This window comes from Bacteroidia bacterium, from assembly GCA_019695265.1.
GTDB lineage: Bacteria > Bacteroidota > Bacteroidia > JAIBAJ01 > JAIBAJ01 > JAIBAJ01.
Map to the genome: position 1 here is coordinate 1 of JAIBAJ010000090.1, position 15519 is coordinate 15519.

At 40.6% G+C, this 15519-nt stretch carries 12 protein-coding genes; 9 read left to right on the top strand and 3 right to left on the bottom strand.

Features of this window, described 5'->3' with window-relative positions; translation table 11 throughout:
• Nucleotides 1–63: 63 nt before the first annotated feature.
• Both K1X82_11890 and K1X82_11895 read left to right on the top strand, forming a co-directional pair.
• Nucleotides 64–843 (top strand): enoyl-CoA hydratase/isomerase family protein, encoded by a 780-nt coding sequence (locus tag K1X82_11890; GenBank protein ID MBX7182804.1) that lies wholly within the window; start codon nt 64–66, stop codon nt 841–843.
• Nucleotides 844–1441: 598 nt separating this feature from the next.
• Complete coding sequence (locus K1X82_11895) at nt 1442–2719, top strand: hypothetical protein (protein ID MBX7182805.1); 1278 nt, start codon at nt 1442–1444, stop codon at nt 2717–2719.
• 210 nt (nt 2720–2929) lie between these two features.
• On the opposite strand, the gene ruvC is transcribed toward K1X82_11895, so the two are convergent.
• The gene (ruvC, locus tag K1X82_11900; GenBank protein MBX7182806.1) at nt 2930–3487 is read right to left on the bottom strand and encodes a crossover junction endodeoxyribonuclease RuvC; all 558 of its coding nucleotides are present in this window, start codon (nt 3485–3487) and stop codon (nt 2930–2932) included.
• A gap of 17 nt (nt 3488–3504) precedes the next feature.
• The gene (locus K1X82_11905; protein ID MBX7182807.1) at nt 3505–5769 is read right to left on the bottom strand and encodes a transglycosylase domain-containing protein; all 2265 of its coding nucleotides are present in this window, start codon (nt 5767–5769) and stop codon (nt 3505–3507) included.
• Between the two features lie 365 nt (nt 5770–6134).
• Between K1X82_11905 and nusB the strand changes: the two genes are divergently transcribed.
• From nusB to folD, 6 genes are all read left to right on the top strand, one after another.
• Nucleotides 6135–7046, top strand: coding sequence for a transcription antitermination factor NusB (gene nusB, locus K1X82_11910; GenBank protein ID MBX7182808.1), 912 nt, complete (start codon nt 6135–6137; stop codon nt 7044–7046).
• 177 nt (nt 7047–7223) lie between these two features.
• Nucleotides 7224–7580 carry a T9SS type A sorting domain-containing protein gene (locus K1X82_11915; GenBank protein MBX7182809.1) on the top strand — a complete coding sequence of 119 codons (357 nt, stop codon included), beginning with the start codon at nt 7224–7226 and terminating at the stop codon, nt 7578–7580.
• A gap of 59 nt (nt 7581–7639) precedes the next feature.
• Complete coding sequence (gene metF / locus K1X82_11920; GenBank protein MBX7182810.1) at nt 7640–8596, top strand: methylenetetrahydrofolate reductase [NAD(P)H]; 957 nt, start codon at nt 7640–7642, stop codon at nt 8594–8596.
• 15 nt (nt 8597–8611) lie between these two features.
• Nucleotides 8612–9115 carry a J domain-containing protein gene (locus K1X82_11925; protein ID MBX7182811.1) on the top strand — a complete coding sequence of 168 codons (504 nt, stop codon included), beginning with the start codon at nt 8612–8614 and terminating at the stop codon, nt 9113–9115.
• Entirely contained in the window at nt 9112–9618 is a 507-nt protein-coding gene (locus K1X82_11930; GenBank protein MBX7182812.1) for an acetyl-CoA carboxylase biotin carboxyl carrier protein subunit, read from the top strand. Before K1X82_11925 ends, K1X82_11930 begins: the two co-directional genes overlap by 4 nt.
• Nucleotides 9619–9652: 34 nt before the next feature.
• Nucleotides 9653–10531: a bifunctional methylenetetrahydrofolate dehydrogenase/methenyltetrahydrofolate cyclohydrolase FolD gene (folD, locus tag K1X82_11935; protein ID MBX7182813.1), complete on the top strand. Its 879-nt coding sequence runs from the start codon at nt 9653–9655 to the stop codon at nt 10529–10531.
• A 15-nt stretch (nt 10532–10546) separates the two neighbouring features.
• Here folD and K1X82_11940 read toward each other — a convergent pair whose 3' ends face one another.
• Complete coding sequence (locus K1X82_11940; GenBank protein ID MBX7182814.1) at nt 10547–11575, bottom strand: hypothetical protein; 1029 nt, start codon at nt 11573–11575, stop codon at nt 10547–10549.
• 62 nt (nt 11576–11637) lie between these two features.
• Here K1X82_11940 and K1X82_11945 point away from each other — a divergent pair, with 62 nt between their 5' ends.
• Complete coding sequence (locus K1X82_11945) at nt 11638–15138, top strand: gliding motility-associated C-terminal domain-containing protein (GenBank protein MBX7182815.1); 3501 nt, start codon at nt 11638–11640, stop codon at nt 15136–15138.
• Nucleotides 15139–15519 lie beyond the last annotated feature (381 nt).

The following is a 15519-nucleotide window of genomic DNA, read 5'->3' on the forward strand; positions in this document are numbered from 1 at the left end:
AGGCATTATTAGTTAGCTTCGGACAAGGATTTTCATGCTATTTTTGCCACAATTAGAATTAAAATGACTTACACACAAATAACCACCCAGCTCAACGATGGTATTTTCCTAATTACCGTTAATCGTCCCGACAAATTAAACGCCTTAAATTACGAGGTATTAAGCGATTTAAACAATGCCTTTGATGAAGTTTACAGCAATAGCGCTATAAAAAGTGTGATCATTACAGGGGCCGGTCCCAAGTCCTTTGTTGCCGGGGCCGATATTTCCGAATTTAAAGGATTGGATGTAGCTAATGGCATTAAATTAGCTCAACGCGGACAAGCCATTTTCAAAAAAATTGAAGATTCCCCAAAGCCTGTAATTGCTGCAGTTAATGGTTTTGCATTAGGTGGAGGTTGCGAATTGGCCATGAGTTGTCACATCCGTGTGGCGGCTCCGAATGCTAAGTTCGGTCAACCCGAAGTAAATTTGGGATTGATACCCGGTTACGGAGGAACTCAGCGTTTAATTCAGTTAATTGGTAAAGGCAAAGCCCTGGAATTGCTAATGACCGCCGACATGATTGGTGCTGAAGAAGCCTTAAGATTGGGTTTGGTTAATTACGTGGTAGCTCCCGAAGAATTACTGAATAAAGCAACCGAAATATTGAAAAAAATTGCTACCAAAGCTCCAGTGGCCATAACTCAGGTAATTGCCTGTGCTAATGCCTATTACACCGACGGAGTGGATGGATTTCAAGCGGAAATTGATCGGTTCGGCGATTGCTGTGCCACCTCCGATTTTCAGGAAGGTGCAACGGCTTTTTTAGAGAAAAGAGCAGCCAATTTTCAAGGCAAATAATCCGGAATTTATTTCCGAAAGAAGAAAAGGGGCGGGTAACTGCTCCTTTTTTTTTAAAACTCATGAATTTATAGGGTATCACTTGAGTATTATTTAAAATTAGGGGGCGGGTACCTTCGCATAACATTCTCTTTTCAAACCTAATTTTTTCGGGCTCAGGTCCGGGCTATCCGTTCCAAGTCCTCGCCGCCCTTGGCTATCGCCGCGGTCGTCTGTGGGCTTTCCACTTCTATCCCTACCCGGAAAATAGTGCAAGAAAAAAGAATTATGCTAACTCCGGGTTTCAAGGCAACTTTTCTTAATTAAATGATAAAATTTGAAATTAACCTATAAGGTTTAAATTCGAACGATCAATTGGTGCCTCATCTTAGAAATTTGAAATACACACCTAATTAAAACCCAATCATCATCGGCCAAACAAGGTTTAGTCCTACTTTCAAATGCATTTTTTTATGTGAAGTTTTAAAGTACATTTGGGCAGGAGGTTTTGATGCATTCATTAATACATTCTTGTGTTATTAACCCATTAAAAGGAAATCAGGATTTTCTTTTTCAACTTGTTAAAAGCATGGTAAAACCTACACTTACGATCAAATAAATGCATAATAACCAATTGTTTTCCAAAGCTTCTATTGTTGTAGTATTATTTTCTGCCATTTTTCTTCGCTTTTGTTACTTCGAAAATAATCCTGTTAATGGTTATAACGCTACCTCTTGGGATGCTTTTGGGTATTATATGTATCAGCCAGGCTTTTTAATATATGGTGATGTTAAGAAATTAGAGTGGCTTCCGGCGATTGATTCCATGTACCATGTTACCGGCGGAAAATTATATCAGGCGAACAAGTTAGATAATGGGAATTATGTTTTCAAATATTTAGGCGGAATTTGTACACTGCAACTACCTTTTTTCTATTTAGGTCATAGCTTAGCTAAATTTAATCACGTTGCTCAAGACGGATTTTCATGGCCCTACCAATACTCCATTATGTTCGGGGCAATTTTTTGGTTCTTGGTGGGTATGCTCTTTTTACGCAAGGCCTTGCTGCATTTCTTTTCCGATACTATTACCGGATTAACCATTCTATTCTTGTTTTTGGCAACCAATTTGCCACAATACATTTCCATTGATGGGGCTATGAGTCATAGCTATATTTTTCCAATGTATTGTTTTATGCTTTGGCTAAGTATCCGTTGGCATAATAAACCCTCAGCTTTAATTGCTTTTCTAATTGGCTTAACCTGCGGCATTGCTACCATTTCGCGTCCAACGGAGTTAATTATGCTGTTTATTCCTTTGTTATGGGGTTGCCAAACCAAGGAATCATCTCATCAAAAATGGCAATTGGTCAGACAAAATCTTTACCAGGTGTTTATTGCTGTTTTGGGCGCATTTATTGGTGTTCTGCCTCAGCTCCTATATTGGAAATACACTTCAGGAAGTTTTGTATATGATGTTGGAAGCAAGTGGTACTTTTTGACACCTTGGTTCCGGGTACTTTTCGGTTTTTACAGCGGATGGTTTATTTATACCCCCATCACCTTGCTATTTATTGTTGGATTTAAGTTTATGAAAAATCAGGCTTTTCAAAAATCGGTGCTTACCTTCTGTTTGTTGAATATATGGATAGTTATTGCCTGGTCTGATTGGAAATATGGAGTATCCTACGCAGGTAGAGCATTATGCCAAGGTTTACCTGTTTATGCCTTTGGATTAGCATCGTTTTTAACCTGGTTCTATTCCCGTAAAAGAATTCCTTGGATTGTTCTGGTAGGAGCCTTATTAATTGTTGTAAATTTTTATCAGATTAAAATTTATAACAGCGGTATTTACAATAACTTTTCGGTGTTGGAGCAAGTTTGGAGGAAAATTTAAACATGGTTTCTTTTCGGTAATGTTTGGACGTGCACTTCCCTCGGGCAACGATAGAGGCAAGTAGCCCACAGGACCACTACGGCGTTAGCCTAGGGGGACGAGGACTACAGCCGATAGCGTGACCCGAACGCCTTTGCAAGTTGTTATGGATTTTGCACAAAAACAGGTAGGCGGAGGGGGCCCGCCAAATCATTCACATAACCATTGCATTTATTTCTTGACTACTCTACCGGGATTATCGGCCAAGAACGATTTCCAACCGGAATGCCCCTTAGTGCCAGTGTTAACTTTGTTCTGAAAAAAATGGCATACTGCGGCAGCCAGACCATCTGTGGCATCGAGATTATCAGGAATTTCTTTAAACTGCAACAAGGTCATGAGCATAGCAGCAACCTGTTCCTTACTTGAATTACCATTACCCGTAATACTTTGCTTTATTTTACGGGGTTCGTACTCATAAATAGGCATGCTACGACTTAAAGCGGCAGAAATTGCCGTGCCCTGAGCCCTTCCCAACTTAAGCATACTTTGAATATTCTTGCCAAAGAATGGCGCCTCAATGGCCAATTCATCCGGATGAAACTCGTCTATAAGACTAAGAGTTCGATCAAAAATCTTTTTCAAGCGGACAAAATGGTCTTCATATTTATTCAAAGTGAGAACACCCATGGCCAACAAACTCATTTTCTGCCCCTGCACCAAAATTAAACCATACCCCATAATATTAGTTCCGGGGTCGATTCCTAAAATGATGCGTTCTTTTTTAATTTCCGTCATATTCTACCTTACCAACCGGAACCTTCAACATCGGTTCCATCTTCGTACTGAAGCTCTTTATAATTGTTGGCTGCATCGTACTTTTTGCAATCTAATTCAATTTTAAACTCTCCCTTAGGTGCTTCGAACGGACCTTTGGAAATTTTTATCGTTGAATCGGCATACACTTTTTGCATGTAAAGTCCCCAAATTGGGAGTGCGGTATTGGCGCCTTGTCCGAGGAAAGTGCTACGGAAGTGAACGCTTCGATCTTCGCTACCTACCCAAACCCCGGAAACCAAATCGGGGGTTAATCCCATAAACCATCCATCGGAATTGTTTTGGGTAGTACCGGTTTTACCTGCCACCGGATAAGGGATCTTAAACCGGTTACGAATACGAGCTCCGGTACCAAATTGCACCACGCCTTCCATGAGATTAAGCGTGGCATAAGCCGTATTTTCATCAAGAGCATCTTTGGTTTCAGGAGAAAATTCCTGGATAACGTTGCCATTTTTATCTTCAATACGAGTGATAAAAGTTGGTTCGGTCCAAACCCCCTTGTTGGCAAAAGTTGCATTGGCACCTACCATTTCGAAAACCGAAATATCGGGCGTACCTAAGCAAATGGAAGGAACGGCTTCGATTTGGGAAGTAATACCCATTTTTTTAACCAAATCGACAACTGCCTGTGGTCTAAATTGCTTGATAACCCATGCAGAAATATAATTTATAGAATTAGCCAAGGCAAATTTCAGGCTAACCATTTCACCGTTATGCTTTTCATCCGCATTGGAAGGAGACCAGGTGCTACCATCTTCCATTACGAAAGAAACCGGAATATTTGGAACCCTGTAACAAGGCGAATAGCCTTCCTGCATAGCTAAGGCATACACAAAAGGTTTAAAGGTAGAACCAACCTGCCTTCTTCCCAATTTAACATGGTCGTATTTAAAATGCTTGTAATTTATTCCACCTACCCAAGCCTTTACATAGCCTGTGGATGGATCCATGCTCATTAGTCCGGTTTGCAGGAAGTATTTATAATATAACATACTATCCATAGGACTCATGATGGTATCAAATTCACCTTTTCCTTTCCATGAAAAGGCCCTCATTTCCATTTTCTTATTAAACTCCTTAACAATCTCGTCTTCGCTAAGTCCGGCTTTTTTAAGGGATTTATAGCGATCGGACCGTTTCATGGAAGTTCGCATGAGGGCATCAACTTCTTCCTTTTTCATATTGAAGAAGGGAGCATTGGGTTTATCTTTCCAGTGGGCAAAGAATTCGTCCTGGAGTTTACTTAAGTGCTCAGTTACGGCCTCTTCTGCATGTTTTTGCATGCGGCTATCGATGGTGGTATAGATTTTCAAACCATCGCGGTAGAGGTCATACTTTTTGCCATCCGGTTTTAGATGATGTTTGCACCAGTCCAACATAAAGGTGCGCAGGTATTCCCGGAAGTAGGTTGCAAGACCTTGATTATGATCCACGCTTTTAAAGTTAAGACCGAGCGGAAGGGCCTTTAAGCTATCGAATTGAGCTTGGGTAATAAAGTTATTGGCTAACATTTGTCCTAGCACTACATTTCGGCGGTGGAGCGTTGTATCGGGGCGGCGAACGGGGTTGAATAATGCAGGATTTTTGGCCATACCTACCAACATAGCTGCTTGTTCCATGCGCAGGCTATCGGGCGATGTATTAAAGTAAACAGAGGATGCCATGCGAATACCAACAGCCCCATTGATAAAATCGAAACGATTGAGATACATAGCCAGAATTTCTTCTTTGGTATAATGGCGTTCCAGTTTAACGGCAATCATCCATTCGGCTAATTTCCGCACAACAATACCTCCCCAAAGCGAATCGCGGGTATTAAACAACATTTTGGAAGTTTGCTGAGTAATGGTACTACCTCCACCGGAGTTTTTCTGAAATAGCAGAACTGTTTTAAACAAAACCCGGGTTAGAGCCAACGCATCAATGCCGCTGTGGTCATAAAAACGCTCATCTTCGGTAGCCACTAAAGCCTTTACCAAATGGGGAGAAAGAGAATTGTAATCTACCTGACTTCGATTCTCGACAAAATAGGTTCCCAGCAATTTGCTATCACTGGAGATTACTTCCGATGCTAGGTTGCTTTTTGGGTTTTCGATTTGTTCAATATCCGGAACGTCACCAAAAAGGCCCAGGCTGATCAATGACATTAAAAATACAATAGTGATTAGTGGAGCTACTGCAGCCCACCAAAGGTATTTTCGATATTTTCTAAACTTTTCCTTTTGATCCATCGGATGCGAATTTCTTAATAAAAACGAAGCGAGTGCCAGAAAATTGAATGAATTATTGATAAGGTATTGTCGAAAGGAGAATGAAGGAAGGACAGAATTGGTAAAACCATACTAAAAAAATGGAGCTAATACCGATTGCCAAACTTTAAAATTCCAAATGATATTTCTATTGCATCAGTATTTATAGAGGACCAATTATTCCAAATCGACAATTGAAAAGAACATGAAACCTAACTTCCTGTTCCATTTAGCATTAAGATGTAAAAGTTTTCCAATTCTTTTCTTGTCACTGCCCTTTTCTTGTTTTCTTTGCACTCGTTTTAAAAAAAGCCATGCTAAACAGAAGGATATTACGAATTAAAGCAATGCAGGCCCTCTATGCGTTCTTCTCCTCAGGAAACAACGATTTGAGATCAGGCGAGGTAGAACTCAACCGCAATTTGTCTAAATTTTACGAACTATATTTGATTTTATTCAGCATTACGGCTGATTTGATTCACTTTACCTCTGAAAAGCTAGAGGAAGGAAAAAAGAAACACCTTCCGACCAAGGAGGATTTGAATCCAAACACCTGGTTTTTGGAAAATTCAATTGCCAAGGCCTTATTGGAGGGACAAGAATTACAAAAGGAATTAGCGAGATTAAAAATTAATACCAGGTCTGAATCGGATTTACTTCATAAGATTTACACCAATTTAAAAACCAACGAAAAGTACCAGGCTTACATTCAGGCGCAGGACGATGGATTATCGATTGAGTTTTTTTGTTATTTATTTAAGGAACTGATTGCCAACGAGCCTTCCTTATCCTTTTACTTGGAAGAGCAGAATATTTACTTTCTAAACGATTTGGACCACGTGGCTTTTTTGGTATTAAAGACCATTAAATCCTGGGAAATTGGAATAGCGCCATCCAAACAGAAATTAATGCCATTGTATAAAGACGAGGAAGACGATCGTAAATTTGTTTTGGAATTATTCCGTAAAACCATTTTACATAAGGACGAATACGAGAAATTAATTTCCGGATATACCCCTAACTGGGAGGCTGAAAGGCTGGCCCAAATGGATATGTTATTGATGGAAATGGCTGTTTGTGAATTTTTAAACTTCCCATCTATTCCGGTGAATGTAACCTTAAATGAATACATTGAAATATCGAAGGAATACAGCACTTCTCAAAGTAAAACGTTTATTAATGGGGTTTTAGACAAAATTTTAAAATCCTTAAATGAAGAGAAGAAAATTCAAAAAGTGGGAAGAGGCTTAATGAAATAAGTCAATTAATCCATTTTCCCAATTTAGCTATAAGCATTTACAAATCAACAAATTAAGTTAAGCATATTGATTTAGAAAAGTAATTATTGACCATAAATGGTTTATTATTTTTTGGGAGTCTGTTTTTTTATTCAAAAAATCTTCTTAACTTTGAACTACCATTTAAATGTGAGGACTATGAGGACTATTTTACTTTCTTTGGCTGTATTATTATCTAGTTTGGCAATGGCCAATACTACAGGAGAAATTGGAGGAAGCAGCTTACAACCAAGTGTTTCTACTTATCCTAATCCGGCATCCGATCGAATTTTTGTGAATGTTACTTCGGCTCATTCCAATGTTGCTGTTAAAATTAAAGTTTATGATGTTTTGGGCAAATTGGTTATGACCAGGGAAGGAAATGACACGGATGGAGTTGGAAAAAGCAACAACGTAATTGATGTAAACGAATTTTTTCCGGGTATTTATACCGTGGTAGTTACAGATGGAGAAGGAAATTCTTCCAATCCAATTCGTATCATGGTTACCCATTAGAAAAAAGATATTTTGTTAAAAGCCGTCTCGCAAGGACGGCTTTTTTATTTTTGCACCGTATGAAAGTAATTCAGCATCTCGAACAAGCCAAAGGGAAAACACTTTTCTCTATAGAAATACTACCACCATTAAAAGGACAGAGTATCAAATCCATATTTGAAGGAATAGATCCTTTGATGGAATTTAAACCTTCCTTTATTGATGTGACCTACCACCGAGAAGAATACATCTTTAAAAAACGACCGGATGGGGCCTTGCTAAAAAAATCAGTTAAGAAAAGACCAGGAACTGTTGGCATTTGTGCGGCTTTAATGAATAAATACCAGGTAGATACTGTTCCTCACATCATTTGCGGAGGATTTAGCAAAGAAGAAACAGAGAATGCCCTGATTGACTTAAACTTTCTAGGCATAGACAATGTATTAGCCCTGAGAGGAGATTCTATTAAAAATGAAGCATCCTTTGTTCCTGAACCGGATGGCAATGCCTATGCTACTGATTTGGTTAAACAAATTGCCGCCATGAATTCCGGACAATATTTGGAACATGAATTGGAAAATGCAGTTCATACGAACTTCTGCATAGGAGTAGCCGGTTATCCTGAAAAACATTTCGAAGCACCCAACTTAAAAACCGATTTAAAATACCTAAAAGACAAAGTAGATGCCGGTGCTGATTACATCGTAACCCAGATGTTTTTTGACAATAAAAAGTTCTTTGAATTCGTTGAAAAATGTCGGCAAGCCAGTATCAATGTTCCTATAATTCCCGGTATTAAACCCATTACAACCCGCAAACAAACCACTGTGTTACCTCGCATTTTTCATATTGATTTACCGGAAGATTTGCAAGATGCCATTGATAAATGCAAAGAAGATAAATTGGTAAAAGATATTGGTATTGAATGGGCAATTCAACAAAGCAAGGAATTGTTACAAGCAGGAGTTCCTTGTTTACATTATTACACCATGGGAACAAGTGAGGTAACCCGCCGAATTGCATCTGCAATCTTCTAAAATCACGCTGTGTCAATGACTGCCGTTAACTACTATCGAATATTAGAAGTTCCGCCAACGGCAACCAAGGAAGAAATTAAAAAGGCCTTTCGATCTAAGGCCAAACTTTTTCATCCGGATGCAGGAAAAGAGAAATCTGCTGACAAATTTAACCTTATTCAACTGGCCTATGAAACCTTAATGGATGATCAGAAACGCAACAAACACGATTATCAATTAAGACAGTATCATTTAAGGTATGGCAGAAGCAAAGGCTATGGAAATGCAACAGAAATGCATGTAAAAGGATATGCCAATTATTCCTATAACTTCCGGGTAGTAAAACAAGAAAAATCCATTCCTGCTCATCCTTATTTTAAACTATTTTTGGCCATTATCATGGTATTAGGTTTTATCATGATTTTTTTACCCGTTTTGATGGTTTCCCTCAATATTATCTTTTTCGCCACCTTAATTTTAGTTCCTGCAGGATTGGTATTGGTTTGGGAATCTTTAAAAAACATCGTTTACTCTAAATGAAGAAAAATTATACCATTTCCATTGCCAACGGAGGCAATTACGAAACCAGCTTTAATGATGAATTATTAGTTGCAGGTGAAGCAGTTCAAATAAATCCTATTTCAATTGAAAATGGGGAATATCAAATCATCCTGAATGGAAAAACCATCAAAGCTGAACTCATCGCAACCAACCTACAGGAGAAGAAATTTACCCTGCTAATCAACGGAAATAAATACATGGTTCAAGCTGCTGATGAATTCGATTTGCTTTTGAAAAAAATGGGATTTGACTCTGCTAATTCCCAAAAAATTAAGGAAATGAAAGCCCCAATGCCAGGTATGGTTCTTTCCATTGTGGTAAATGAAGGCGACGTCGTAAATAAAGGAGATACCTTGCTGGTGCTGGAAGCTATGAAAATGGAAAACAGCATCAAATCTCCCGGGGAAGGAAAAATTAAACAAATTCTGGCTCAAAAGGGAAAACCTGTTGAGAAAAATCAGGTTTTAATCGTCTTTGAATAAGTTTGAACTCAATTGGCATTCGTAGTTTTGTGCCATGCAATTGCTTGATGGAAAACTGATTTCGGCTCAGCTGAAAGCCGATTTAAAAAAAGAAGTCGATTTACTAAAATCCCAAGGTGGCAAAGTGCCTCACCTGGCAGCCGTTTTGGTAGGAAATAACCCTGCCAGCGAAACCTATGTTGCTTCTAAGGTTAAATCATGCGACGAGGTTGGATTTGCCTCCACCCTCATTCGTTTGCCCGATTCCATCACTGAATCTGAATTATTGAATCAAATTGACGATTTAAATTCAAATCCTGACATTGATGGTTTCATCGTTCAACTTCCTCTGCCGAAACAAATCAGTGAAAAAAAAGTTCTAAAAGCAATCGATCCTGATAAAGATGTAGATGGATTTCATGAAGTGAATATAGGAAGGTTGGCTTTGGGACTACCCGGATTCGTTCCTGCAACCCCAAAAGGAATTATGGAAATGCTGCGATATGCTCAAGTTGAAACCACCGGTAAACACTGTGTCGTATTGGGCAGAAGTCATATTGTTGGTATGCCAATCAGTCTGCTCATGATGCAAAATGGAAATCCGGGAAACAGTACGGTAACCATTTGCCATAGTAAAACCCAAAATTTGGAAGAAATTACCCGTCAAGCGGATATTCTTATTGCAGCCATAGGTAAGCCTAACTTTGTTAAAGCCAATATGGTGAAAGATGGGGTGGTGGTTGTTGATGTTGGAATAAACCGAATAGAAGATTCAACCCGAAAATCAGGCTTTCGATTGGTTGGAGATGTAGATTTTGAAGAAGTGGCACCTAAAGCATCCTTCATTACTCCTGTGCCCGGTGGAGTTGGTTTAATGACTATCGCTTGCCTCATGTTAAATACCTTAGAGGCGGTTAAACGTAAAAACAAGTAAAGAAAAGAGTTAGGCTTATTCTCCAAATAAAAAACCTCCAGGAATTACTCCTGTTTCAAAAGAATCCAATTCAATTCCTGCTTCATCAAAAATAAAGACCTCTCCATTTTGATTAAAGTCCTTCCCATCTCCTAAATACAACTTACGGGTACTTGAATCATACCCGAAACAGGTATAATTTCTGGAACCATGCTGAATAAATGGAGTGGAAAAATTAGGCTGGGCAATAGGAAACCTATACAAATGGGTAGCTAATACAAACAAGGTATCCTTTTCTTCGGTTAACTCCAACATGCTACCATAGGACAACGAGGAGGGAAAGTCAAAAACGGAACTAGAAACATTCCCGGGTTGAGTAATTTTATAACAAGACCCTTTCAACCCTGTTAAATCGCTTCCATAACACAAAACCCAAACATTTCCTTCCTGATCTACCTTTAAACTTCCGGGCGAATTTCCTACCTGAATACTATCGCTTACACTATCTCCAACCGGATCAACCACATAAACCTTGTTATGCTCTGCCGTTCCTACATATACATTCCCTCCTGCCAAAACCATTTCTTCGGTCCAAAAAGGCAAGGGAATACTACCAATTTTGGCACCTGAACTTAAGCTTATAATGCTTATTTGCTTGGCATACAAATCGCTAACATAAGCCTTATCCTCTCCTACTTGTAACAAGTACCTGGGACCAGTTAGGTTTTGAATGGTCATAACCGATTTAAAATCGGAAGCGTTAACAACCTCTATTTTACCGGAATTATTTACAACAATATAGATTTTATCGCCAATCCGGGTCATTGATTGTCCTACATCACCCAAATAAAATCCATTGGCAGCCTGAAAAATATCCGGAGTAACAACACCCGATTCCAAATTAAAAAAACTAACGGAAGCGTTTCCGCCCATAAAATTACCTTCATTAATTACAAAAACCGCCTTGTTTGTTGTAATATCGATGGGTGGAGGAGTCGGCTTATTACAGGAAGAAATTAATCCTATGATGGCCAAAAAGTAAATTCCTGAGTTAAGGTTTGACATTAGGCAAAGGTAAGTGACATTGGAATTGCAAGAATACCGATATTTGCATTTCAACCAGGTTTGTGAAACGTTTATTAAGCCTTCTCTTTGGAATCACCTTTTCCCTTTTCTGCTCTTGGGGTAATGCCCAGGTTGTTGTTAATATGAGCAATGGTTCTTCCACTGAATGCGAAGGTATTTTAATGGATAGCGACCTTGGAACACCTTCCGGCAACTATGATCACAATGAAAATTTAACCTATACCATTTGTGTTCAGGCAGCTGATAGCATAACGCTTGACTTTTCCGAATTTTGTACCGAACCGGTTTTAGATTACATCCGATTTTTTAACGGCCCTGATACACTTTCCCCTCCAATTGGTCCAAGTTACTCCGGTAGCACCCTCCCTCCTACTATTCTGGCAACCAACGGTTGTTTAACCATCAATTTCATCACCGATCCCAATGTGGCCTGCACCGGTTGGATTGCCAATTGGGATGTGGTTATTCCTGACCCTGTTCCTCCAGCTATGCTGTTTACTCCAACCGCTCCAACCTGCAGCACTAACACTGTTAACCTCAACTTTAGCTATCCCATTGTTTGCGATAGCGTTTATCCCCAAGCCTTTGCAATTGATGCTCCGCTGGGTTTAAACATTAGTTCCATTTCTCCTATTAACTGTGTGAATGGTATGGCCACTCAATTTGCTCTTACCTTTTCCCCGGGTATGAATGAAAGCGGGGATTACGATTTCTTGTTTACCTATCGATATGTTGATCCATGTGGAGAATTATGGGTCTTGCAATCCAATGCCAGCATGAATGTCAACAATTGTCCACTTCAGTTGGAACTCATTGCTTTGGATAGCCTGATTTGCCCCGGAACATGCACCCAATTGATTGCTCGGGTTAGTGGGGGAACCGGTCCGGGTACCTATACCTATGCCTGGAGCGCCGGAACAACCGGCAGTGGAGACACCGTAACCGTTTGTCCCACCGCTACCACTGCTTATTCGGTTTTAGTGGATGATGCCGGCCCTGCTTTGTATGCCACTGCATCCATAACCATACAAACTTACAATCCCCCGGTGGTTCAAGCCGATTTTTCTACCTGCAGAAACGTTGGACCTTATAACCTTACTGCTACACCTCCCGGTGGAACCTGGGACGGAGTGGGCATCAGCAATGCTAACAATGGAACCTTCGAACCTTGGGCCGGAGGCGGAAACTCGAGGTATGCAACCTATACTGACCCCAATGGCTGCAAAGACAGTCTTTTTATCACCATTCTACCTATTTGGGCAGGTCCGGATGAAGCATCCTGCCCGGCAGCCGCCCCTTTTCAAATTGCCCAACCAACCCCGGTCGGTGGCACATGGTCAGGCCCCAACGTAGATGCAGCCGGTTTATTCGACCCTCTTACTACTGGCTTTTACACCCTCACCTACAATGCACCAAACGGATGTTCCGATACCAAAGTAGTGAATGTGGATAACATCGTTTTACCCGGAACCGATTCAGTTTGCGAAAGCTTGGCTGAAATCAACCTTACCGCCAATCCATTCGGAGGAACCTGGTCAGGAAATGGAATAAGCGATGGTTATTGGGGAACCTTTGAACCCCCAACTGCCGGACCCGGCACCAGCAACCTTACCTATACCATCAATGGCTGTAGTTCCAATTTCGACATTTTTGTAAAAACAATTCAGGCAACTCCTTTTATTTATGCCTGCCCTCTTGGCGGAACGCTTATTCTGCCTCCTGCAACCCCACCCGGCGGAACTTGGAGCGGAAATGGTATCCTTGACCCCAACCTGGGTATTTTTGATCCTTCCACCTTCGTAAACGGCTCCAACATTAACAACCTCTACTCCCTCAACGGATGTACCGACACAACTGTGGTAAGAATTCGATTAACCGATATCGATACTATTACGGCCGAGTTTTGCCCCGATGGTTCGCCCATTTCACTTGACTTTGGTTACCCGGGTGGAGGTACTTGGTCAGGCACAGCCGTGAGTTTATCGGCCGACCCGGGTGAATTTGACCCCAACCTCACCTCGCCTGGAAGCTATACCTTATACTATGCTGTAAATGGATGCTCCGACAGCGCTACTATGATTATTCGTCCCCGCCCAACCCTTCTCGACACAACGGTCTGCACCCTGGCTGAAGCCTTTATTATTCCCATTGATCAACCCGGAGGTACCTGGCATGGAACTGGTATCAGCGACCCCGATTTGGGCGAATTCAATGCCTCTGATGCCAATGTTGGAATAAATACCGTTTGGGTTGAAAGCAATATTGGCTGTTGGGACAGTGTTAATGTGGAAGTAATTCAACTCAACGGAGCACAAATTATTGGACTTGAGAACCTGTATTGCTTTATCGATTCCGTTGTTGTTCTATCTGCTATTCCTCCCGGTGGTAGCTTTTCCGGACCGGGAGTATTTCAGGATTCCTTGTTTAATCCATCCCTGGCCTTGCCGGGTACCAAACAAGTTCATTACTCCTATGGAGGTGGAAATTGTCTTGTTCAAACCGATGAAACTGTTTTTATTAAAGACAGTATCCGGGCATCCATTTATGCACCATCAGATACAGTTTGCTATGGTAAAAATTCCAATTTCAGAGTAATCGCCACCGGTGGTTCAGGTAACGAATTTAGCTACAACTGGACCAATCCGGCATCCACTAATGAGTCCGTTAGCCTGGTTGCAGAACAATCCCAAACCCTCCTGGTCACCATTTCCGACGGTTGCTCCAAACCAGTTACCGATAGTTTGTTCTTATTTGTTTGGCCAAAAATTGAAGTTCAATTTACTACCAGCACCGTTAAATGCTATGGCGAAGATGGTTTCGCTTTGGTGGAACCTGCCAATTTGCCAAACTTGTATGCCTATAATTGGGAAAATGCTTCTCCATCCAACAGCGACAGTATCACCGCTCAGGTAGGCTACGAATACCGGGTAGAAGTAACTGATTTGCAAAATGGTTGTAAACTGGATACCGCTATCGAAATTCCCGGTTATAGTTATGTTCAGGCCTACTTCACCCCCAATCCGGATGGAGGCTGTGTACCCATTTCAACCCCCGACATTGGCTTTGTAGATTTAAGCACCAATGGTGAAACCGGAACCTGGACCTTTGGCGATGGAAACTCAGCACCCTATACTTTCGGACAAACACCTGTTAACCATTATCCTGACACAGGTCATTATTTGGTAACCCTTACTTTGCAGGGGCAGGGAAATTGTGTTGATAGTTTTCAAATGACCGTTTGTGTATCGCCGGAGGTGAAATTGTTTGTACCCAATACCTTTACACCTAACGCCGATGGACCTTCTAGAAATGAAGTTTTTCAGGCCCAAGCCATTGGTTTATCCGAGTTTAGTATGAAAATTTTCAACCGTTGGGGCCAAGTTATCAAAGTCATGAACAGCCTCGACGAAAGCTGGGATGGCACTTACCTTGGAGCTCCAGTCCCTTCCGGATTTTATACCTGGGCCATCGTTGCAAAAGGCAAGGATGTAGACCGAATCAGGTATATTTACGAAACCGGCACTGTTTATTTGGCCAGGTAATTTTTTTATTTGAAAACAATCTTCAGAAGCCCGAATAATCACCTGCCCTGCTATCGGCTATAGTTTGCCAAACCGAATATTTGCATTTGAACATACCTTTTGGGTTGGCAAAGCTATTTGCCTCTATCAGGTTTAGCTTAGAAAGGTTTTCGCTTTCAAAATTTCTACAGCTATTCTTTTCCCAACTACACTTCATATCCAATGTAATACCAATTTTAATTTATAAATAGTCCGAAGGCTTTTATAAATTTAGGTTGGTAAGTACCGAGGATACAAAATGTTAGTCCGATTTTTTCAAGAAAATTTAAGCATAAAATTGGACTATACATTTTGTCCATTCGGTATAAATGCCGAGTATACAGAATGTTAGGCCAATTTTCT